The following is a 21,019-nucleotide window of genomic DNA, read 5'->3' on the forward strand; positions in this document are numbered from 1 at the left end:
TGGGTGCGCTACTTGCGACGCAGGGCCGCCATGTTCCGGTAGCCGATCGCCGCGTGCCGCAGCGACTGCCCCGGGTCGGTGGCGCTGGGCGCGTTGTCCTGCTCGACCATGGGGTTGTGGTAGTTGCGGTGGCCGACACGGGAGAAGAAGGCCGTGTAGTCGATGACGCCGGTGCCGAACGGCACCATGTCGTAGCCCATGCCGTTCGTGTTGTTCACGACGCCGTCCTTGGCGTGGAAGAGCGGGTAGCGCTTGTCGTACCGCTCGACCAGGCCGGCCGGGTCGAAGACGTCCGTCCGCGTGGAGCCGTCGTGGGCGGTGTAGGTGCGGAACTTGTACTGCGCCACATGCGCCCAGAAGACGTCCATCTCCAGCCACACCAGCCGCGGGTCGGTGACGGTGAGGAAGTACTCCAGCTTGCGCAGGCCGGAGCTTCGGGTGGGCCGGCCCTGGGCGTCCAGCGGGCCGCCGTCCAGCAGGAAGCCGTAGGCCGCGTCGTGGTTGTGGGTGTACAGCTTGAGCCCGGCGGCGCGGGCGATCTCGCCGAGGGCGTTCCACTTGTCGGCGGCCACGTCCCAGTCCGACTTCACGGCACTGGAGGTGGGGTCGCCACCGGTGCCCATGTGCGCCATGCCGAGGATGTTCGCGATCTCCAGGTGCTTCTTGAAGGTGTCCAGGTCGGTGCTGGTCAGCGGCCAGGACGGCGGGATGAAGCCGTGGTTGCCCTGGGCGCGCAGCCCGTAGTCGTCGAGCCAGCGGCGCAGCAGCCTGGCGCCCTCGACGGACTCCAGGTTCGCGCCGCCGGGGGCGTTGGCGTGCTGTCCGTAGCCCGCGAACTCGACCTGCCGGTAGCCGAACCGGGCCAGCTGCTCGAAGACCTCGCGGAAGCCGGAGGGCAGGGTGGTGCTCAGCGGGTCGCGCCCGATGGCGTCGCGGACGGTGTACAGGATGATGCCGCGCTTGTCCGCGGGCACCAGTTCGTGGCCTCTGGCGGTGTCACCGTCCGCGGCCGCCGGGGTGGCGGCGTGTACGGGGGCCGCGCCGAGGACGGGCGCGGCGATCGCGCCGGCGGCGACGGCGGTGCAGGTGCTCAGGAAGGAGCGGCGGCCGATGCCGAGGGAGCGGCGCAGCTGGTCGTCGGGGGTGCGGATGTCGTTCACGGGTGCCTCTCTTCGCCATGGTGGTCCGGTCCGTCGAGACCGGCAAGGTGGAGCAGGAGGGACTTCACGTCGGTGGCCGCGACACGGTCGCCGACGGCGCGGGGGGTGGAGCACAGGACGAGCGGACCGTCGTCGTCGCTCGTGGGGAGTCGGCCGTGGCTGCCGCGCACGGGTGCCGGGTCCAGCGGCACGACCGCCATGCGGTAGCGCAGGCCGAGCTTCTTGCGGGCCAGGGCGCCGGCCGCGCGGAGTTTCACATACGGGTCGAGCGGGTCCATGAACAGCTCGGCCGGGTCGTAGCCGGGTTTGCGGTGGATGTCGACGAGCCGTGCGAAGTCGGGGGCGCGGGCGTCGTCGAGCCAGTAGTAGTACGTGAACCAGGCGTCCTCCTGCGCGATGGCGACGAGGTCACCGGCACGGGGGTGGTCCAGGTGGTGGGCCTTCTTGCCCTCGTCGTCGAGCAGGTCGGCGATCCCGGGCAGGCCGTCGAGGGCGGCGCGGGTGGCGGCGAGGTCCTCGGGGCGGCGGACGTAGACGTGGGCGATCTGGTGGTCGGCGACGGCGAAGGCCCGGGAGGCCATCGCGTCGAGGTACTCCATGCCGTCCTGGGTGTGCACCTGGAGCAGGCCGGCGCGGCGCAGGGCGCGGTTGATGTCGACCGGGCGGCGCACCGGGGTGATCCCGTACTCGGACAGCGCGAGCACGGTGCGGCCCTCGGCGCGGGCGTCGTCCAGCAGCGGGGCGAGGGCGGCGTCGAGGTCGGCGGCGGCGCGGTGGGAGCGCGGGTCGTCGGGGCCGTACCGCTGGAGGTCGTAGTCGAGGTGCGGGAGGTAGCAGAGGGTCAGGTTCGGCCGTCGGGTGCGGTTGATGTGCCGGGTGGCGTCGATGATCCAGCGGCTGGAGGTGAGGTCGGCGGTGGGTCCCCAGTAGTGGAAGAGCGGGAACGTGCCGAACGTGTCGGTGAGTTCGTCGTGCAGGGCCGGGGGCCAGGTGTAGCAGTCGGGTTCCTTGCGGCCGTCGGCGTAGTACACCGGGCGGGGGGTGACCGTGCAGTCGGTGTCGGCGCCCATGGCGTACCACCAGCAGACGTTGGCGACGGTGTAGCCGGGGTGGGCGCGGCGGGCGGCGTCCCACACCTTGTCGCCCTCGATCAGGGCGTTGTGCTGGCGCCACAGCAGGACGTCGCCGAGGTCGCGGAAGTACCAGCCGTTGCCGACGATGCCGTGCTCGCCGGGGTGGGCGCCGGTGAGGAAGGTGGCCTGGGCGGAGCAGGTGACGGCGGGCAGGACGGTGTCGAGGGGGGCGCGGGAGCCGGCGTCGGCGAGGGCCTTCAGGCGCGGCATGTGTGCCAGCAGGCGGGGGGTGAGGCCGACGACGTCCAGGACGAGCAGGGGGGTCGGTTCGGTGGTGTCCGTGGGGGCTTCGTCCGGTCGGCTCATGGCAGCTCCTTCAGGCCGAGGTCCGTCAGCAGGTCCCGGGCCAGGGTGAGTTCGGCGGCGATGCCGTCGACGAGCCGCTCGCGGGTGCGCGGGCGCAGCTCGGGCGGCAGGGCCTGCCAGGTGTAGGTCTCGACCTCGAGGTGGTGGGTGAGCGGGTGCGGTCCGCCGGCCAGGCGGGTCAGCGCGGCCCTGAGGACGGGCAGGGTGGAGGTCAGCGGCGGGGCGGGGGCGGCGTGCAGCGGCACATGGAAGTGGGCCCGCCAGGGGGTGGCGTCGGGCAGCGTGTCGCCGGTCAGGGCGTCGCCGAGGTCGTCGGCGCCGCGCAGGCCGGTGGCGGTCAGGGTGCGGGTCTGGTGCAGGAAGCGGGGCTCGGCGAACGCGGCCAGCGCCTCCCGCACCTCGGGCAGGTGCGGCTGCTCGGCGTGCAGGGCCGCGGACAGCTGGGACTTGACGACGGGGACGCCGGCCGCGGTGAGCGCGTCCAGGGCGGTGTCCGGGTCCTCGAAGGAGGTGGCGAGGTGGCACGTGTCCACGCACACGCCGATGCGCGGATGGCGGATCGTGGCGAGGGGGGTGAGGGCGTCGCCGGTGGTCTCGACGACGCACCCGGGTTCCGGTTCCAGACCGATGCGCACGCCGCGCCCGGTCAGCTCCCGCAGGGCATCGAGGCGTTCGCCGAGTACGCGCAGCGCGTCGAGGCCGCGCTCGGTGTCCGCCGCGGTGCGCCAGGCGAGCGGCAGGGTGGAGATGCTGCCCTCGGTGACGTCGTCCGGGAGCAGGACGGTGAGGATGCGGGCGAGCGCGGTGGTGTGGTCGAGACGCTCGGGCTCGGACCAGTCGGGCCGGTACACCCGGTACTTGACCTCTTCGGCGCCGAATCCCTCGTACGGGAAGCCGTTGAGGGTGACGACCTCCAGGCCGCGCCTGTCGAGTTCCTCGCGCAGGCCGCGCAGCGCGGCCGGGTCGGCGGCCAGGGTGCGGGCGGCGCCCTGCGCGAGCCACAGGCCGATGCCGAGGCGGTCGCGGCCCAGGCGGCGGCGCACCGGCTCGCAGTACTCCCTCAGCTGGGCGAGGACTCCGCCGAGGGTCTCGGCCGGGTGGACGTTGGTGCAGTAGGCGAGGTGGACGGTGGAGCCGTCGGGGTGGCGGAAGCGCATCGGCGTCACTCCCCGCCGCGCAGCACGGAGTTGCCCTCGTGGGTGGGGCCGGTCGCGGCGACGTCGAGGGCGAGGCGGCCGCCGAGTCCGTAGAACGCGACCGGGTTGCGCCACAGGACGCGGTCCACCTCGTCCTCGGTGAAGCCTTCCGCCAGCATCAGGTCGGCGACCTTGCGGGTCTTCAGGGGGTCGCTGCGGCCCCAGTCGGCGGCCGAGTTCACCAGCACCCGCTCGGGGCCGTGGGCGCGCAGGATGGCGACCATGCGGGCCTCGTCCATCTTGGTGTCCGGGTAGACGGAGAACCCCAGCCAGCACCCGCTGTCCTTGGCCTCCTTCACCGTGGTCTCGTTGAGGTGGTCGACCAGCACACGGTCCGGTGGCAGCGCCGACTCGCGCACCACGTCGAGGGTGCGGCGCAGACCGGCGAGCTTGTCGCGGTGCGGGGTGTGCACGAGCGCGGGCAGGCCGTGGTCGGCGGCGAGCTGGAGCTGCACGGCCAGGGCCTTGTCCTCGGCCGGTGTCATCGCGTCGTAGCCGATCTCGCCGACGGCGACCACGCGGTCCTTGACGAGGTAGCGGGGCAGTTCGTCGAGGACGGGGACGCAGCGCGGGTCGTTGGCCTCCTTGGGGTTGAGGGCGATCGTGCAGTGGTGGGCGATGCCGTACTGGGCGGCACGGAACGGCTCCCAGCCGAGCAGGGAGTCGAAGTAGTCGTAGAAGGTGGCGGGCGCCGTGCGGGGCTGGCCCAGCCAGAAGGCGGGCTCGACCACGGCGCGCACCCCGGCGGCGTGCATGGCCGCGTAGTCGTCGGTCGTGCGGGACGTCATGTGGATGTGCGGGTCGAAGATGCGCATCACCGGTCTCCTCCTCGAATCAGGCCTCGGTCAGGCCTCGAACCGGGCCTCGGTCAGGGTGAGCACGCGGCGGAGGTCGTCGGGGACGGCACGGCCGGCGGCGGTGCGTTCGGCGGCGTAGTCGCGCAGCATGCGGGCGAGTTCGGCGTCCCCGCGGGCACGCCGGTCCAGGCCGGCGACCGTGTCCACGGGCACGCCGGTGAACAGGCACTTCAGTACGGCGTGCCGCCAGGAGTGGGTGTCGAGGTGGCGGGCGGCGTACGGGCCGACGGCGGCGGCCAGCAGCCGGGTGTCGTTGGTGCGCAGCGCGTCCTCGACCAGCGCCACGGCGTCGGGTCCGGCCACCAGGCCGGGCAGGGCGCGCAGCACGGCGAGGCGTTCCTCGGCGGTGCCCTGGTGGTAGACGCGGGCCAGGGCGTCCGGGGCGGGCCGGGCCGCGGCGAGGATGAGGGAGCGTGCGGCCTCCGCGTGCTCGGGTCCGCAGCGCCGGCCCGCCTCGGCCAGCCGCAGTTCCCACACGGAGATCGGGCCGTGCGACCCGGGATGGGCGGCGGCCTCGTCGAGGGCCTTGTCCAGCCAGGCGCGGGCGGTGCCGGTGAGACGGCCGCGCAGGTCGTCCGCGGTGAGACGGGTCATGAGGTGCTCCCTTGGGCGTGCCTGAGGAAGGGCAGGGAGAGCGCCGCGAAGTGCGGGCCCGCGTGGGAGTGGCGGGGCAGTTCGACGACGGTGAGGCCCTGGTAGCCGATGTCGTCGAGGGCGGCGAGCACGGGCGGGAAGTCGATCTCGCCGTCGCCGAACGGGAGGTGCTCGTGGACCCCGCGGCGCATGTCCTCGATCTGCACGTGCCGCAGCCAGGGCGCGGCGGCCCGCACGCAGTCGGCGGGCGGCAGCGGTTCCAGGCACTGGCAGTGGCCGATGTCGAGGGTGAGGCCGAGGGGCCCGGGGTCGCCGAGGATGCGGCGCAGCCGGTGGAAGTCGTCGAGGGTGGCGAGCAGGTGGCCGGGTTCGGGTTCCACGGCGAGCGGGACGCCGGCTGCGGCGGCCGCGTCCAGCACGGGCACGATGCTCTCGGCGAGCCGCTTCCAGGCGGTGTCCTCGTCGGTGTCGTGCGGGACGACGCCGCTGAAGAAGTGCACGGCGTGCGCGCCGAGGTCGGCGGCGATCGTCACGGCGCGCAGCAGCAGGCCGGTGCGGCGGGCGCGGTCGCCGGGGTCGGCGTCGAGCAGGGACGGGCCGTGTTTGCGGCGCGGGTCGAGGACGTAGCGGGCGCCTGTCTCCACGGTGACGCCCAGCCCGAGTCCGGCGAGCCGCCCGGCGATACGGCGGGTGCGGGCCGCGAGGTCCGGGGCCAGCGGGTCGAGGTGCATGTGGTCGAGGGTCAGGCCGACGCCGTCGTAGCCGAGGTCGGCGAGGAGGGCGAGGGCGTCGTCGAGGCGCAGGTCGGCGAGGCCGTTGGTGCCGTAGCCGAAGCGGAGGCTCATGTGATGCTCACCCTCTTCGCGAGGCGCGCGCCGAGCGGGGCGAGTGCCGCGATGAGCAGGGCGCCGGACCGGGCGCCGCAGCGGGCGGCGAGTGCGGCCTGGAGCGGGACCGTGGCGCGGATCCCGGCGCCGACGGCACGCTGGGTCAGCGGGGGCGACGGGTTGAGCGCGGCGTGGGTGTAGGGGCGGGCGGCGGTGGCGGCGTAGAGGGTGGTCAGGGCGGGGACGAGGGGGTCGGCCCAGCGCGCGGCGGACGCACCGGCGTGCCGGGCGGGGCCGGGGGCGGTGGTGGGCGTGGGGCCCGGCAGCCCGCGGGAGGCTGCGTCGCCGCGGGCTGCCGGGGGCCGGGTGAGGGTGCGGCTGAGCCAGGTGGTCGCCGCGAGGGCGGCCAGCGGGGCCAGGGGTGCGCCGCCGCGGGTCTCGGTGCGGGAGACCGTGGTGACGGCGAGGGTGTGGGTGCCGAGCAGGGCCGCCGACGGCAGGGCCGCTCGGGTGCGTCCCGCGGTGGCGGCCGCGCCGAGCAGCACGTCGAGGGCGCGGGCCGCCGCCATGGCCGCGGGTCCTGCCGGGGTGTGTTTCAGGGCGAGGTCGTACGCCCAGACGGTGGCCGCGAGCGGGGCGGCGACGGTGAGGGCGGGGCGGCCGGCGCGGGCCGCGAGGCCCAGGCCGGCCGCCGTGAGCGCACCGGCCGCCGTGAGGGCCGCGGCGGGGCTGACGCGGCCGGACGGGAGCGGTCGGTGCGGGCGGTCCACGGCGTCCTCGGCGCGGTCCGCCCAGTCGTTGAGGGCCATGCCGGCCTCGTACAGGCACACGGAGGCGCCGACGGCGAGCAGGGTGCGCCGGCCGGGCCGCGCGGCGGCCGCCGCGGCGCCCGCGAGGACGTCGCCCGGGACCGTGCACAGGGCGGGCAGCCGCAGCAGTTCGGCCCAGGCCCGCAGGCGGGGCCTCACCGCTGTCCCCCGCCGAGCCGCCCGGCGAACCGCAGCAGCTCCGCGTACTGCTCCCCGAGCGCCGCCGGGCCGTCCCCGACCGGGTCCTTGAAGTAGAAGCCCAGGCCGGTGAGCGGGCCGCTCAGACCGGCCTCGTGGGCGCGGGCGGTCAGCCGGGCCAGGTCGAGGACGAGGGGCGCGGCGAGGGCGGAGTCGCAGCCCTGCCAGATGGTCTGCAGGATCATGCGCGAGCCGAGGAAGCCGTCGAAGGCGACGTGGTCCCAGGCGGTCTTGAAGTCGCCGAGGGCCGGTACGTCGTCGATGTGCACCTCGCCCTCGGGTACGGCGCCGAGGGTGTCGGTGAGGACGCGTTCCTTGCCGGCGTTCTTGGCGGCCGCGGCGGCCGGGTCGGCCAGGGCGGCGCCGTCGCCCCCGCCCAGCAGGTTGGTGCCGGACCAGGCCCGCACGGTGAGCGAGCGCTGCGCGAACATCGGCCCGAGGACCGAACGCAGCAGCGTCTGCCCGGTCTTGCCGTCCCGTCCGGCGTACGGCAGCCCGCTCGCCTCGGCGGGGGCGGCCAGCGCCGGATGGTGGAGTCCGGTGGAGGGGGTGAAGTTGACGTAGGGGCAGCCGGCGCGCAGGGCGGCGGCCGCGTAGAGGGAGCTGGCGGGCAACTCGCCGTCGGTGGGCGCCGGTTCGGTGGAGGCGACGTTCACGACGACGACGCGTGCCAGCTCGTTGCGGTGCGAGAAGTCGAGCAGGTCGGCGGTGAAGGTCTCAATGAGCCGGTCCGCGTCCCTGGTGTCGCCCGGCAGGGGGCCGCCGGGCCGGATCTCGCGGTCGGCGGCGGCCAGTTCGGCGGCGACGGCCGACGGCAGGCCGTGCGGCAGCACCCCGGCCGCGGCCAGGTGTTCGGCCCGTTTGGGCAGCGGACAGTCGACGGTGTCGTGACCGCCGAAGACCAGCGAGCCGAGCGGGGGCAGCGGGGCAGCGGCGAACGCCGGGGTCTCGGTGACCATCCCGGTCGGCGGGTGCAGGCCCGCCGTCAGCGCGGCGCAGCCCGCCACCACGGTCGTGGCGACCGAACCGCGGGCGCCTATCAGCCAGACTCCGGTGCGGGACGCGGACATGGGCAGCCTCCTTGTCGCGTGCGAACCCTGAGAAGGGTGGGGGAAAGGCGGCGGGCGGGAGTCCGGCGTCCCCCGCCCGCCGCCGCTCAGTCGCCCTGGGCGGGCAGTTCCTTGATCCGGATGTCGCGGAAGGACACCTCGTCACCCGTGCCGTGGTTCTGGATGCCGATGTGTCCGTCCGCAAGGCTCCGGGCCGGATCGGTGTTGGTGAAGTCGTTGATCTGCACGCCGTTGAGCCAGACGCGCAGGCGCTCGCCCTGCACCCGGATCTCGTACGTGTTCCACTCCCCCGGCGGGTTCAGCGCACGGTCGCGCTTCTTCAGGTCGGCGGACCGGAAGCCGTAGACGGACCCGGTGGTCTTCTCCGGGACGTCGGTGGCGTCGATCTGGACCTCGTAGCCGTTGTCCACGGCCGACCACGGGTCGTCCGAGGGCGGGAAGCCGACGAACACACCGGAGTTGTCGTCGCCGGCCGTCTTCCAGTCGAGCTTCAGGGAGTACGACCCGAAGCTCGCGTTCGCGTACCAGAGCAGTCCCAGTCCGCCGGACGAGGTGAGCGTGCCGTCCTCGGAGAGGGTGAAGGAGCCCGGACCGGCCTGCTTCCAGCCGGCCGTCGAGGTGCCGTCGAAGAGCGGCCGGTAGCCGTTCTCCGGCCGGCAGTCGGCCTGGGCGGCGCCGATCGCGTACCGGATGCCGCCCAGCAGGTGCTGCCGGAAGGCGGGGTCGGCGTAGGACTCCTTGGTGTGGCCGCCGCCGGTGTAGAAGGCGCGGCCGCCCTGGTACTCCTGGCACCAGGCGATCGGGTGGTCGCCGTTCATGGTGCCGCCGCTGTACGACGACTCGTCCAGCGAGGCGAGGACATGGGCCCGCTCCCGCGGGTTCGAGCGGTAGTTGTACCACTCGTCGGTGCGCTCCCATACGGGCCCGAGGTGCGCGGTCGCCGGGTGGGCGCGGTCCTCGACGTTCACGGTGGCGGGCTGGATCGCCGGGTGCGACTGGAAGTAAGCGCCGGCCAGGCCGCCGTAGAACGCCCAGTCGTACTCGGTGTCCGCGGCGGCGTGGACGCCGGCGTAGCCGCCGCCGCGGTGGACGTAGTCCTCGAAGGCGCGCTGCTGGGCGGGGTTCAGCACGTCCCCGGTGGTGGACAGGAACACCACCGCGGCGTACCGGCGCAGGTTGCCGGGGGTGAAGGCGCCCGCGTCCTCGGTGGCGTCGACGGTGAAGCCGCCGCCGGCTCCGAGCTGCTTCAGGGCCGCCACGCCGTCCGGGATGGAGTCGTGGCGGAAGCCGGCCGTCTTGGAGAAGACCAGCACCCGCTTGCCGTCGCCGGGCTGGGAGGCCGCCGGGGCGGTCGCGCAGCCGAGCAGCAGCGCGGCTGCCGCGGCGGCGGTGGTGACGTTGCCGATGCGTCGCATCTCGGCCTCCTCTCAGCTCGTCGTGAAGGTGAAGTCGTCCACGTCGAACAGGGCTCCGGTGCCGCCCTTGAACACCAGGTAGAGCGTGGTGGTGCCGCGTGGTGCGCGGGACAGGCCGGCCTCGACGTCCTGGAAGGTCTCCCAGCCGCCGGTGACCGGGACGGCCGCCTTGCCGAGCAGGGTGCCGGTCGGGGAGCCGGCGCGCACCTCGAGGGTGCCGCCCGCGCCGCCGGAGGAGACCCGGGCGGTGATCTTGGTGGCGTTGCTCAGGGCGTACGGCGTGAAGGAGATCCAGTCGCCGTTGTCGATGTCGCCGACGGTCCTGCCGCCGTGCGCGGTGTCCTTGGCGATGACGTCGACGCCGGAGCTGTCGCCGAAGTGCTCGGCCTGGCGGTGCTTGGGCTGGGTGACGTGCCGGGCGTGCGTGGTGAGCGGGGCCTGGCCGCCGCCTCCGTTGTCGGTGTACTGGGCGTCGAAGACACCGAAGATGTTGGCGTCCTCGTCGTGGCCGCCGTCGGCGCTGGTCTGGATGGTGCCGGAGCAGCCCGTGGCGGAGGTCAGCGGGTGGCCGTGGCTGTCGTGGCCCAGGACGAAGGTGACGGTGACCTTGGAGCAGTCGATCGCCTTGCCGTCCTCGGGGTCGGTGACCTTCACCTTGAACGGGATGGCGTCACCGAAGGTGAACAGCTGCCCGTCCTGGGGAAGTTCCAGCGTCACCTTCGGCGCGGTGTTGCCGACGACGACCTGCACGCTCGCGCTGCCGGTGCGGCCGGAGGTGTCCTTCGCGGTCAGGGTCGCGGTGTAGGTGCCGTTCCTCTTGTACTTGTGGGTGGGGTTCGCCTCGGTGGACTGCGCGCCGTCCCCGAAGTCCCAGCTGTAGGTGAGGGCGTCGCCGTCCTGGTCGGAGGTGCCGGCGGAGGAGAACTGCACCTTCAGCGGCGCCTGACCGTTGGTGCGGCTCGCGGCGGCCTGGGCGACCGGGGAGTGGCCGTCGGTGGCGTTCTCGATGCGGTACAGCGCGGAGTTGTCGTCGCCGCCGAACCAGGCCAGCCCGTAGTCGAGGACGTACAGGGCGCCGTCGGGGCCGAAGGCCATGTCCATCACCTGGGTGCCGGACCAGGGGAAGGGGTTGATGGACTGCACGGCACCGTTGCCGTCGCTGACGATGCGCTTGATCCAGCGCCGGCCGAACTCACCGGCGAAGAAGTTCCCGTCGTAGGCCTCGGGGAACTTCACCGGCGAGTCGAGCGCCGGGTCGTAGTGGTAGACGGGGCCGCCCATCGGGGACTCGGAGCCGGTGCCGAACTCGGGTACGGAACCGCCGTCGTAGGGGATCCACGCGGGCTGGGCCGGGGGCAGGTCGGTCAGGCCGGTGTTGTGCGGCGAGGTGTTCTTCGGCGCGTTGCAGTCGAAGGAGGCGCCGGAGGCCTTGGTGGCGAAGTCGTAGTCGACGTAGGCGTCGTTGGCGCCGGTGCAGTACGGCCAGCCGAAGTTGCCGGGGCCGGTGACCCGGGCGAACTCGACCTGGCCGGCCGGGCCGCGGCTGGGGTTGGCGGCGCCGGCGTCGGGGCCGTAGTCACCGACGTAGAGGATGCCGGTCTTCTTGTCGACGCTGAACCGGAACGGGTTGCGGAAGCCCATGGCGTAGATCTCGGGCCGCGTCTTCGCCGTGCCGGGCGCGAAGAGGTTGCCGTCGGGGATCGAGTAGGAGCCGTCGGCGTTCACCTTGATGCGCAGGATCTTGCCGCGCAGGTCGTTGGTGTTGCCGGCGGTGCGCTGGGCGTCGAAGCCGGGGTTGCGGCCGTCGCGCTCGTCGATCGGGGTGTAGCCGTCGGACTGGAAGGGGTTGGTGTCGTCGCCGGTCGACAGATAGAGGTTGCCGGCCGCGTCGAAGTCGATGTCGCCGCCGACGTGGCAGCACAGGCCCCGGGTGGTGGGGACGTCGAGGATCTGCTTCTCGCTGGCCGGGTCGAGGGTGCCGTCGGTCTTCAGCACGAACCGCGAGAGGCGGTTGACGCCGTCGAAGGGCGCGAAGTCGGCGGCGGTGCCGTTCTCGGGCGCGTCGCCCGCGGGGGTGTTCATCGGCGGCGCGTAGTACAGGTAGACGAACCGGTTGTCCGTGAAGTCCGGGTCGATGCCGACGCCCTGGAGGCCCTCCTCGTCGTGGGAGTACACGGCGAGCTTGCCCGCGAGCTTCGTGTTGCCGGCGGCGTCGGTCAGGCGCAGTTCACCGTCGCGGGAGGTGTGCAGGACGGAACGGTCCGGCAGGACGGCGAGCGACATGGGCTCGCCGACCTCCGCCTCGCCCTTGGCGAGGGTGACCTGCTGGAAGTCCTCGGCCGCGGCCGCCTGTCGGTCGGCGACGGCTGCGCCGGCCGGCGGTGTGGTGAGGGTGAGCGTGGCGCCCGCGAGCAGGGCACCGCTGAACAGCGCGAGTCCCGCGCGCAGACGTGAGCGAGGGGTTCTGGTGGTGCGGTCGTTCCCGTGCACGAATGCCTCCAGATGAGGGGCTGGTTGTACGGGCGGGTGGAGACGCCGGGATGCGCCGTCATCCCGGAGATGGGGGAAGGGAAGGTCAGTTGCCGAACGCCGCGTCGAAGGACGCCGTCGGGGGTTCGAAGTCGTACGCCTTCAGCCGGGTCAGGGCCTCGGGGGCGCCCTGCAGGCGGTCCATGCCGGCGTCCTCCCACTCCACGGAGACGGGGCCCTGGTAGCCGATGGAGCGCAGCATGCGGAAGACGTCCTCCCAGGGGACGTCGCCGTGGCCGGCGGAGACGAAGTCCCAGCCGCGCCGCGGGTCACCCCAGGGCAGGTGGGAGCCGAGGCGGCCGTTGCGGCCGTCGAGGCGCTTGCGGGCTTCCTTGCAGTCGACGTGGTAGATCCGGTCGCGGAAGTCCCACAGCAAACCGACCGGGTCGAGGTCCTGCCACACGAAGTGGGAGGGGTCGAAGTTCAGGCCGAACGCGGGCCGGTGGCCGACCGCTTCGAGGGCGCGCCGGGTGGTCCAGTAGTCGTAGGCGATCTCGCTGGGGTGGACCTCGTGCGCGAACCGTACGCCCTCGGCGTCGCAGACGTCCAGGATCGGGTTCCAGCGGTCGGCGAAGTCCTGGTAGCCGCGCTCGATCATCGCCTCGGGGGCGGGCGGGAACATCGCGACCAGGTGCCAGATCGCGGAGCCGGTGAAGCCGACGACGGTGTCGACGCCGAACGCGGCCGCGGCGCGCGCGGTGTCCTCGATCCGGGCGGCGGCCCGCTGCCGTACGCCCTCGGGGTCGCCGTCGCCCCACACCTCGGCCGGCAGGATCGCCCGGTGGCGTTCGTCGATGATGGCGTCGCACACGGCCTGTCCGACGAGGTGGTTGGAGATCGCCCAGCACCGCAGGCCGTACTTGTCGAGCAGGCCTTTCCTGGAGTCGATGTAGGACGGGTCGGTGAGGGCCTTGTCGACCTCGAAGTGGTCTCCCCAGCAGGCGAGTTCGAGACCGTCGTAGCCGAAGTCGCGGGCGAGGCGGCAGACCTCTTCGAGGGGCAGGTCGGCCCACTGGCCGGTGAACAGCGTGAACGGACGCGGCATGGCGGTGGCTTCTCCTCAGAGCCCGACGGGCGTGTAGACGGAGTTCTTCTCGGCGCTCTCCTCCACGGCCGCGAGCACGCGCTGCACCTGCAGCCCGTCGGCGAAGGAGGGCTCGGGGCGGTGGCCGTCGGCGACCGCGTGGACGAGGTCGCGGGCCTGGTGGACGAAGGTGTGCTCGTATCCGAGGCCGTGGCCGGGCGGCCACCAGGCGTGGAGGTAGGGGTGGTCGGGTTCGGTGACGAGGATGCGGCGGAAGCCGGCCTGTACGCCGGGTTCTGTTCCGTCGTGGAACCAGAGCTCGTTGAGCCGCTCCAGGTCGAAGCAGAGCGAGCCGTGTTCCCCGTTCAGCTCGATGCGCAGGGCGTTCTTGCGGCCGGTGGCGTACCGGGTGGCCTCGAAGGAGGCGAGGGCGCCGGAGGTGAAGCGGCCGGTGAACAGGGCCGCGTCGTCGACGGTGACCGTGCCGGTGCGGGCGGCGGCGGTCCCGGCGGACAGGCCCTGGACCGGCCCCGCGGGCAGCGGGCGCTCCCGCACGAAGGTCTCCGTCAGCGCGGACACCCCGGCCAGGTGCTCCCCCGCGACGTACTGGGCGAGGTCCACGATGTGCGCGCCGAGGTCGCCGAGCGAGCCGGAGCCCGCCTGCTCCTTGCGCAGCCGCCAGGTCAGCGGGAACGCGGGGTCCACCAGCCAGTCCTGGAGATACGTCACCCGCACGTGCCGCAGGGTGCCGAGCCGGCCGTCCGCGACCATGCGGCGGGCCAGCGCGGTCGCCGGGACCCGGCGGTAGTTGAAGCCGACCATCGCCACCAGACCGCGCGCCTCGGCGTGCCGCGCCGCGCGGACCATCGCCTCGGCCTCGGCGACGGTGTTGGCGAGGGGCTTCTCGCACAGCACGTGCTTGCCCGCGGCGAGCGCGGCCAGCGCGATCTCGGCGTGGCTGTCGCCGGGGGTGCAGATGTCGACGAGGTCGATGTCGTCACGCTCGACGAGCTCCCGCCAGTCGGTGACGGCCGCCGCCCATCCGTGCCGGTCGGCCGCCGCGCGCACCGCGGTGGCGTCACGGCCGCAGATCACGGCCAGCTCCGGGCGGCGGGGCAGGTCGAACACCCGGTCCACGGTGCGCCAGCCCTGGGAGTGGGCGGCGCCCATGAAGGCGTAGCCGACCATCCCGACGCGCAGCGGCGGTCTGTCCCGGCCCGGTGAGCCGGCCGGGCTCGTCGGGCTCTGGGTCCCGTCTGACTGCTGCGGCTGTGCCATGGGGTAAGTCCTCCGTCCTCGTCGTGACGACGTCGTGGCGGTGCGGTGGGGGGTGCGGGGTGTGCGACCTGCCGTGCGGCGCACCCGGCGGGGCGGGCGACCCAGCCTTGCGGCGCGCCCGGCGGGGTGGGCGACCCAGCCTTGCGGCGCGCCCGGCGGGGTGGGCGACCCAGCCTTGCGGCGCGCCCGGCGGGTCGAGGCCGGCCGAGTGCGCTGTCAGCGGAAGCCGACGGGCATGTACTGGTCGACGTTGGTCTTGTCGACGACGGCCGAGTAGAGCGTGATCGACGCCGGGATCTCGTACTCGGCGAGGCCGCCGACGCCCTTGCCCTGGCCGAGGGCGCGGGCGAGGTCGATGGCGGAGGCGGCCATGGTGGGCGGGTAGAGCACCGTCGCCTTGAGCACGCCGTTGTCCTGCTTGATGGCCTGGAAGGCGGACAGGGCGCCTGCGCCGCCGACCATCAGGAAGTCGTCGCGTCCGGCCTGCTCGATGGCGCGCAGCGCGCCGACGCCCTGGTCGTCGTCGTGGTTCCACAGTGCGTCGAAGCCCGACTGGGCCTGGAGCAGCTGCGCCATCTTGGCCTGGCCGGACTCCACGGTGAACTCCGCCGCCTGGCGGGCGACCTTGCGGATGTTGGGGTAGTTCTTCAGCGCGTCGTCGAAGCCCTGGGTGCGCTGCTTGGTCAGCTCCAGGTTGTCCAGGCCCGCGAGCTCGACGACCTTGGCGCCGGGCTTGTCCTTGAGCTTCTCGCCGATGTAGTGCCCGGCGTTCAGGCCCATGCCGTAGTTGTCGCCGCCGATCCAGCAGCGGTAGGCCTGCGGGGTGTTGAAGACACGGTCGAGGTTGACCACGGGGATGCCGTCGCGCATCGCCTTCAGGCCGACCTGGGTGAGGGCCTTGCCGTCGGCGGGCAGTACCACCAGCACGTCGACCTTCTTGTTGATGAGGGTCTCGATCTGGCCGATCTGCTGGGCGGTGTCGTTGGAGCCCTCGGTGATCTCCAGGGTGACGTCGGAGTACTTCTTGGCGCGGGACTTGGCGTTGTCGTTGATGGCGTTGAGCCAGCCGTGGTCGGCCTGCGGTCCGGCGAAGCCGATGGTGACGTGCTTGCCGGGCTTGTCGTCGGCGGCCGGCCGGTCGTCCGCGGCCGGCGCGGCGTCCTTCGGCTCGTTGCTGGTGCAAGCCGTGAGGAGGGCTCCGGCGGAGACGGCGGCGGATCCGAAGAGCAGTCCTCTGCGGGTGGGCAGCTGGGGCATGGCGGGGAACCCTTTCCTCAGGTCGTGCTTGCGGTACGGCGCTGGACCAGCACGGCGGCGACGATGATCGCGCCCTTGGCGATCTGCTGGACGTCGCTCTGCAGGTTGTTCAGGGCGAAGATGTCGGTGATCGTGGTGAAGACCAGGACGCCGAGCACGGACCCGGTGATGGTGCCGCGTCCCCCGGTCAGCAGGGTCCCGCCGATGATCGCGGCGGCGATGGCGTCGAGTTCGTAGAGGTTGCCGTTGGTGTTCTGGCCGGAGCCGGACAGGACGATCAGCAGGAACGCGGCGATGCCGCAGCACAGCCCGGACAGCAGGTACAGGTACAGCCGCTGGCGCCGCACGTCGATGCCGGCGAGCCGGGCGGCCTCGGCGTTGCCGCCGACGGCGACGGTGCGCCGGCCGAAGGTGGTGCGGTTCAGCAGCAGCCAGCCGAGGACCGTCACGAGTGCGAAGATCAGCACGAGCGGCGGGATCCCGAGGAGGTAGGAGTCGCGTTCGCCGAGGCTCAGCACGCTGTCGACGCCGACGATCTGCGTCTTGCCGTCGGTGATCTGCAGGGCGAGGCCCCGGGCCGAGGCCAGCATGGCGAGGGTGGCGATGAACGGGACCATCCCGCCGTACGCGATGAGCAGGCCGTTGACCAGGCCGCAGCCGAGGCCGACGACCATCGCGGTGAACAGGATGCCGGCGAAGCCGAACTCCTGGGTGGCCAGCGTCGTCGCCCACACCGAGGCGAGCGCGACGATCGCGCCGACGGAGAGGTCGATGCCGCCGGAGGTGATGACGAAGGTCATGCCGACGGTGACGACACCGATCACCGAGGCCTGGGTCAGGACGAGTTGGAGGTTGCGGGTGTCGAGGAACTCGTCGGGCTTGGTGACACCGCCGATGACCACGAGCACGGCGAGCACGCCGAGCAGGGACAGGGTGCGGACGTCGGCGCGGGCCACGAGGGTGCGCCAGGCGGGGAGGCGGACCTGCGGCACCTTTCCGGTGCCGTCCCGCGGCGGGGACACGTGCTGCGTCATGACGCCGGGCTTCCTTCCATGACGAGGTCGAGGACGCGGTGTTCGTCGAGCTGCCGGGCCGGCGCGGTGTGCACCACCCGGCCCTCGCGCAGCACCAGGACGCGGTCGGCGAGGCCGAGCACCTCCGGCACCTCGCTGGAGACGAGGAGCACCGCGAGGCCCTCGTCGGCGAGGCGCCGTACCACCGCGTACAGTTCGGCGCGGGCGCCGACGTCGACACCGCGGGTGGGTTCGTCGAGCAGCAGGACCCGGCAGCCGCGCAGCAGCCAGCGGGCCAGGACCGCCTTTTGCTGGTTGCCGCCGGACAGGGTGCGCACGGGCACGGACGGGTTGTCGGGCCGCAGGGACAGCTCGCGCACGGCGGCGCGGGCGGCGCCCGTCTCGGCCCCGCGGTCGATCCAGCCGCCCCGGGAGAACCGGGACAGCGAGGAGACGGAGACGTTGCGGGTGACGGACTCCAGCATCAGCAGCGCCTGTGCCTTGCGCTCCTCGGGCGCGAGGCCGAGCCCGGCACGGACGGCGGCGCGGACGCTGCCGGGCCGCAACGGAGTTCCGTCAACGATGACCTGACCGGCCGTCGGCTTGCGGGCGCCGTAGATCGTCTCCAGGATCTCCGAGCGTCCGGAGCCGACGAGCCCGGCGAGTCCGACGATCTCCCCGGCGTGCACATCGAGGTCGAGCGGCGCGAACTCGCCGTCCCGGGCGAGGCCGCGCACCTGGAGGACCGGGGTGCCCGCGGGCGGCCCGGCCGGCCGCTCGGGGAAGACGTACTCCATGGTCCGGCCGGTCATCAGGGCGACGACGTCACGGGTCGGGGTCGTCTGCGCGGGCAGTCCGCCCGCGACCGCGCGGCCGTCCTTCAGCACGGTGACGCGGTCGCCGATGCGGCGGATCTCCTCCAGCCGGTGCGAGATGTAGACGACGGCGACCCCGTCGGCGGTGAGATCGGCGACGATCCGGAAGAGGTTGTCCACCTCGTCGGGGTCGAGGGCGGCGGACGGCTCGTCCATCACGATCAGCCGTACGTCGTGGGACAGCGCCCGGGCCATGGAGACGATCTGCTGCTGTGCCGCGGACAAGTCCCCGACCAGTCGCCCCGGTTCGATCTCGGGATGGCCGAGCCGCTTGAGCAGCGCGGCGGTCGACTCCTTCGCGGCCTTGCGCCGTACGACGAAGCCGGCGGCGGTGGGCTCGTGGCCGAGGTGGACGTTCTCGGCCACGGACAGGTGCTCCACCAGGTCGAGTTCCTGGTAGATCGTGGCGATGCCCAGGCGCATCGCGGCGATCGGGGAGCGCAGGGCGACCGGCTCGCCGCGCCAGCGGATGGTGCCGGTGTCCGGCTGGTGGGCTCCGGCGAGGACCTTGATGAGGGTGGACTTGCCGGCGCCGTTCTGGCCGAGCAGACAGTGCACTTCGCCGGCCTGGACGTCGAGGTCGACGCCGTCGAGGGCCCGGACTCCGGGGAACGACTTGGTGATGCCGGACATGCTGAGCAGCGGTGGTTGTGGTGCCATGCGGATTCCCCTCGGCGGGCGGTGCGGGCCGGGTCAGGGCGGTTCAGGGCAGGGCGGAGCGGGGTGAACGGTTCTTCCGGGCACGGCTGGGCCGGGTGAGCGGTTCCGGGCAGGGCCGGGCCGGGCGGTGGGGCGGTTGCGGGCAGGGCGGAGCTGGATGGGGCTGTTCCGGGCAGGGCGGAGCGGTGAGCTGTGCTGGTACGCCGGTGTGGGGCCGGACGTGACGCGGTGGCGGAGCCGGCGGCTACGCCGGTGAGAACAGGTGGTCGCTGATCAGCCGGGCCGCGCCGATGACTCCGGCGACGGGTCCCAGCTCCCCCAGGACGATGGGCAGGTTGCCGGTCGCCAGCGGCAGCGACTGGCGGTAGACCTGGGTGCGGATCGCGGCGAGCAGGGTGTGACCGAGTCCGGTCACCCCGCCGCCGATCACCACCAGGCCCGGGTTGAAGAAGCTGACCAGGCCGGCGATGACCTGCCCGGTGCGGGTGCCGCCCTCCCGGATGAGGTCGAGGGAGGTGGCGTCGCCGGCCGACGCGGCCGCGGCGACGTCGGCGGCGGTGAGCGTGCCGCCCGTCTCCAGCCGGGACGCCAGTTCCGGCGACAGCCCCTGGCGGGCGGCCTCGGTGGCGTCGCGGGCCAGGGCGGCACCGCTGAAGTGGGCCTCCAGGCAACCCCGGTTGCCGCAGGCACACGGACGGCCGTCGGGCACGGCCTGGATGTGGCCGATGTCGCCCGCGCTGCCGGTCACCCCGCGGTGGACGCCGCCGCCCACCACGATGCCGCAGCCGATGCCGGTGCCGATCTTGACGCAGAGGAAGTCGCCCACGGAGCGTGCGACGCCCGCGTGCATCTCCCCCATCGCCATCAGGTTCACGTCGTTGTCGACCATGACGGGGCAGCCCAGTTCCTGGCTGAGCGCCTCCCGCACGGGGAAGCCGTCCCAGCCCGGCATGATCGGCGGTGCCACCGGCACGCCCTCCGGGAAGCGGACCGGGCCCGGGACGCCGATGCCGGCGCCGTCGTAGCCCTCCGCGAGCCCGGAGTCGCGCAACTTCGCGGCCATGGAGAGCACGTGCTCGAAGACCGCGACCGGCCCTTCGCGCACGTCCATGGGCTGGTTGAGGTGGCCCAGGACCTCCAGCTCGGCGTTGGTGACGGCGACGTCGATCGAGGTCGCGCCGATGTCGACGCCGAGGAAGCGCAACTGCGGATTGAGCCGGACGTTGTGCGAACGGCGTCCGCCGCGCGAGGCGGCGAGTCCGTCGGCCACGACCAGGCCCGTCTGCAGCAGCCGGTCGACCTCCACGGCGAGCTTGGACCGCGACAGGTCGATCTGATCGCCCAGCTGCGCACGGGAGTTGGGTCCTCCGTCGCGCAGCAGCTTCAGCAGCTGAGCCTGATGCGTGTTACCGGGTCGTGCGGTCATGCGCCTCACGTGCCCCTCCCCGCCTCACATCGGCCACCGTCGTCGGGCTTTCGAGGGGAACGTAGCAGTGACTGTTGAATGTGGGAAGAAGTCGCGCACGGATTCCCGCAGACTTCTTCCACTGACAGGACAAAGACCCGTGACCCCAACTGGCTTACACCCACGGCCCTTTACGATCGGCGGCACACCGATCACCTGGGGGAACACGTGGACACCGCACCGCCGCAGCCGGGCCGCAGAGTCACCACACTGGAGCTGTTCTTCGACCTCGTCTTCGTCTTCACGCTCACGCAGCTCACCGTGCTCCTCACCGGTGACCTGTCCTTCGCGACCGCCGGCCGGGTCGCCCTGATCCTCATGGTGCTGTTCTGGATGTACGGCGCCTACGCCTACCTGACGAACCAGGTTCCGCCCGACCGCCCCTCCCGCCGGCTGCTGCTGATGCTCGGCATGGGCGCGTTCCTGGTGTGCGCGCTGGCGATCCCGCGTGTCTTCGACGACACCGGGGTGGTGTTCGGACTGGGCTTCCTCGGGGTGGTCGTCGTGCACACCGCGCTCTACACCCGCAGCCACGGCCGGGACACCATCTGGTACGGCGTGCCGAACGCGCTGGCCGCCATGTCGGTGACCGCCGCGGGTCTGGTCGACGGCCTGGCGGCGGACGGGCTGTGGACGCTGGCGCTGGTGCTGCAGTTCGTCACCCCGCTGATGGCGGAGCACGGGCCGCGGCGCGCCGACGGCCGGTCGGCGGAGGCGCTGCGCACGCAGCTGGGCGCCTTGGACCCGGCGCACTTCGTGGAGCGGCACGGGCTGCTGCTGATCGTCGCGTTCGGGGAGTCGGTCATCGCGATCGGCATCGGCATCGGGGATCTGCCGCTCACCCCGGGCCTGGTGGGCGGCGCGTTCCTCGCCCTCGCGCTCGCGGTGGCGCTGTGGTGGACGTACTTCGTGCGCGACGAGGAGGCGGCCGAGGCGGCGTTCGCCGCGACCGAGGCACCGGCGCGCTGGCGGCGGGCGATGAACGCGTACTACTACGCCTTCCTGCCGATGCTGCTGGGCATCGCCTTCCTGGCCGCCGGGGTGAAGAAGGCGCTCGGCCACCTCACCGAACACGCTCAGGGCGGGCCCGCGCTGGCGCTCGCCGGCGGAGTCGCGCTGTTCCTCGCCGGGGACGCGGCGTTCCGGGCGGCCCTGTCGCTGCGGCCCGTGCGCTACCGGCTGTCGGCCGCTCCGGTGGCGCTCGTCGCTGCCCCGCTGGGCGTGCGCACCTCGGCGGCGGTCGAACTGACCTGCCTCGTCGCGGTGGTGGTGGCGATGCTGGCGGCCGAGGCCCGCTGGGCCACGGGCCGCACGACCCTCACCGAGGACGCCCCGGCGACCGCGTAGCGGTCA

General features: G+C 73.1%; 17 protein-coding genes. 1 reads left to right on the forward strand and 16 read right to left on the reverse strand.

Annotation, left to right across the window (positions count from 1 at the left end):
• Positions 1-8: 8 nt before the first annotated feature.
• The 16 genes from AB0E88_RS10305 to AB0E88_RS10380 form a co-directional block, all read right to left on the reverse strand.
• Positions 9-1,160, reverse strand: coding sequence for a sugar phosphate isomerase/epimerase family protein (locus AB0E88_RS10305; RefSeq protein WP_361626989.1), 1,152 nt, complete (start codon positions 1,158-1,160; stop codon positions 9-11).
• Positions 1,157-2,599: a nucleotide pyrophosphatase/phosphodiesterase family protein gene (locus AB0E88_RS10310; RefSeq protein WP_361626992.1), complete on the reverse strand. Its 1,443-nt coding sequence runs from the start codon at positions 2,597-2,599 to the stop codon at positions 1,157-1,159. The genes AB0E88_RS10305 and AB0E88_RS10310 overlap by 4 nt, the downstream gene beginning before the upstream one ends.
• Positions 2,596-3,756: a metabolite traffic protein EboE gene (gene eboE / locus AB0E88_RS10315; protein ID WP_361626995.1), complete on the reverse strand. Its 1,161-nt coding sequence runs from the start codon at positions 3,754-3,756 to the stop codon at positions 2,596-2,598. Before eboE ends, AB0E88_RS10310 begins: the two co-directional genes overlap by 4 nt.
• 5 nt (positions 3,757-3,761) lie before the next feature.
• Complete coding sequence (locus AB0E88_RS10320) at positions 3,762-4,610, reverse strand: TatD family hydrolase (protein WP_361626998.1); 849 nt, start codon at positions 4,608-4,610, stop codon at positions 3,762-3,764.
• A 30-nt stretch (positions 4,611-4,640) separates the two neighbouring features.
• A complete protein-coding gene (locus AB0E88_RS10325) occupies positions 4,641-5,246 on the reverse strand; it encodes an EboA domain-containing protein (protein WP_361627000.1) in 606 nt (201 codons plus the stop codon).
• Entirely contained in the window at positions 5,243-6,091 is an 849-nt protein-coding gene (locus AB0E88_RS10330; RefSeq protein WP_361627003.1) for a sugar phosphate isomerase/epimerase family protein, read from the reverse strand. Before AB0E88_RS10330 ends, AB0E88_RS10325 begins: the two co-directional genes overlap by 4 nt.
• On the reverse strand, positions 6,088-7,041 hold the full coding sequence (locus AB0E88_RS10335; protein WP_361627006.1) for an SCO3242 family prenyltransferase: 954 nt from the start codon (positions 7,039-7,041) through the stop codon (positions 6,088-6,090). The genes AB0E88_RS10330 and AB0E88_RS10335 overlap by 4 nt, the downstream gene beginning before the upstream one ends.
• Positions 7,038-8,150, reverse strand: a complete 1,113-nt coding sequence (locus AB0E88_RS10340) for an inositol-3-phosphate synthase (protein ID WP_361627009.1) — start codon at positions 8,148-8,150, stop codon at positions 7,038-7,040. Before AB0E88_RS10340 ends, AB0E88_RS10335 begins: the two co-directional genes overlap by 4 nt.
• A gap of 86 nt (positions 8,151-8,236) precedes the next feature.
• Positions 8,237-9,565: a ThuA domain-containing protein gene (locus AB0E88_RS10345; RefSeq protein WP_361627012.1), complete on the reverse strand. Its 1,329-nt coding sequence runs from the start codon at positions 9,563-9,565 to the stop codon at positions 8,237-8,239.
• A gap of 12 nt (positions 9,566-9,577) precedes the next feature.
• The gene (locus AB0E88_RS10350) at positions 9,578-12,055 is read right to left on the reverse strand and encodes a carbohydrate-binding protein (protein ID WP_361627015.1); all 2,478 of its coding nucleotides are present in this window, start codon (positions 12,053-12,055) and stop codon (positions 9,578-9,580) included.
• Positions 12,056-12,140: 85 nt separating this feature from the next.
• Positions 12,141-13,139 (reverse strand): sugar phosphate isomerase/epimerase family protein, encoded by a 999-nt coding sequence (locus AB0E88_RS10355; protein WP_361627018.1) that lies wholly within the window; start codon positions 13,137-13,139, stop codon positions 12,141-12,143.
• A 15-nt stretch (positions 13,140-13,154) separates the two neighbouring features.
• The gene (locus AB0E88_RS10360; protein ID WP_361627021.1) at positions 13,155-14,396 is read right to left on the reverse strand and encodes a Gfo/Idh/MocA family oxidoreductase; all 1,242 of its coding nucleotides are present in this window, start codon (positions 14,394-14,396) and stop codon (positions 13,155-13,157) included.
• Positions 14,397-14,612: 216 nt separating this feature from the next.
• The gene (locus AB0E88_RS10365) at positions 14,613-15,653 is read right to left on the reverse strand and encodes a substrate-binding domain-containing protein (protein WP_361627024.1); all 1,041 of its coding nucleotides are present in this window, start codon (positions 15,651-15,653) and stop codon (positions 14,613-14,615) included.
• A 17-nt stretch (positions 15,654-15,670) separates the two neighbouring features.
• Positions 15,671-16,687, reverse strand: a complete 1,017-nt coding sequence (locus tag AB0E88_RS10370; protein ID WP_361627027.1) for an ABC transporter permease — start codon at positions 16,685-16,687, stop codon at positions 15,671-15,673.
• Positions 16,684-18,201, reverse strand: coding sequence for a sugar ABC transporter ATP-binding protein (locus tag AB0E88_RS10375; RefSeq protein ID WP_361627030.1), 1,518 nt, complete (start codon positions 18,199-18,201; stop codon positions 16,684-16,686). Before AB0E88_RS10375 ends, AB0E88_RS10370 begins: the two co-directional genes overlap by 4 nt.
• 244 nt (positions 18,202-18,445) lie before the next feature.
• Complete coding sequence (locus tag AB0E88_RS10380) at positions 18,446-19,627, reverse strand: ROK family transcriptional regulator (protein ID WP_361627033.1); 1,182 nt, start codon at positions 19,625-19,627, stop codon at positions 18,446-18,448.
• 207 nt (positions 19,628-19,834) lie between these two features.
• Here AB0E88_RS10380 and AB0E88_RS10385 point away from each other — a divergent pair, with 207 nt between their 5' ends.
• Positions 19,835-21,013, forward strand: a complete 1,179-nt coding sequence (locus AB0E88_RS10385) for a low temperature requirement protein A (protein ID WP_361627036.1) — start codon at positions 19,835-19,837, stop codon at positions 21,011-21,013.
• Positions 21,014-21,019 lie beyond the last annotated feature (6 nt).

This window comes from Streptomyces sp. NPDC028635, from assembly GCF_040637635.1.
In the GTDB taxonomy this organism is placed as follows: domain Bacteria; phylum Actinomycetota; class Actinomycetes; order Streptomycetales; family Streptomycetaceae; genus Streptomyces.

Bases quoted from the DNA above. Each gene is read 5' to 3' on its own strand.
- AB0E88_RS10310 (WP_361626992.1), bottom strand. From the start codon at position 2,599: ATGAGCCGACCGGACGAAGCCCCCACGGACACCACCGAACCGACCCCC.
- eboE (WP_361626995.1), bottom strand. From the start codon at position 3,756: ATGCGCTTCCGCCACCCCGACGGCTCCACCGTCCACCTCGCCTACTGC.
- AB0E88_RS10320 (WP_361626998.1), bottom strand. From the start codon at position 4,610: ATGCGCATCTTCGACCCGCACATCCACATGACGTCCCGCACGACCGAC.
- AB0E88_RS10325 (WP_361627000.1), bottom strand. From the start codon at position 5,246: ATGACCCGTCTCACCGCGGACGACCTGCGCGGCCGTCTCACCGGCACC.
- AB0E88_RS10330 (WP_361627003.1), bottom strand. From the start codon at position 6,091: ATGAGCCTCCGCTTCGGCTACGGCACCAACGGCCTCGCCGACCTGCGC.
- AB0E88_RS10340 (WP_361627009.1), bottom strand. From the start codon at position 8,150: ATGTCCGCGTCCCGCACCGGAGTCTGGCTGATAGGCGCCCGCGGTTCG.
- AB0E88_RS10345 (WP_361627012.1), bottom strand. From the start codon at position 9,565: ATGCGACGCATCGGCAACGTCACCACCGCCGCCGCGGCAGCCGCGCTG.
- AB0E88_RS10355 (WP_361627018.1), bottom strand. From the start codon at position 13,139: ATGCCGCGTCCGTTCACGCTGTTCACCGGCCAGTGGGCCGACCTGCCC.
- AB0E88_RS10360 (WP_361627021.1), bottom strand. From the start codon at position 14,396: ATGGCACAGCCGCAGCAGTCAGACGGGACCCAGAGCCCGACGAGCCCG.
- AB0E88_RS10365 (WP_361627024.1), bottom strand. From the start codon at position 15,653: ATGCCCCAGCTGCCCACCCGCAGAGGACTGCTCTTCGGATCCGCCGCC.
- AB0E88_RS10370 (WP_361627027.1), bottom strand. From the start codon at position 16,687: ATGACGCAGCACGTGTCCCCGCCGCGGGACGGCACCGGAAAGGTGCCG.
- AB0E88_RS10375 (WP_361627030.1), bottom strand. From the start codon at position 18,201: ATGGCACCACAACCACCGCTGCTCAGCATGTCCGGCATCACCAAGTCG.
- AB0E88_RS10380 (WP_361627033.1), bottom strand. From the start codon at position 19,627: ATGACCGCACGACCCGGTAACACGCATCAGGCTCAGCTGCTGAAGCTG.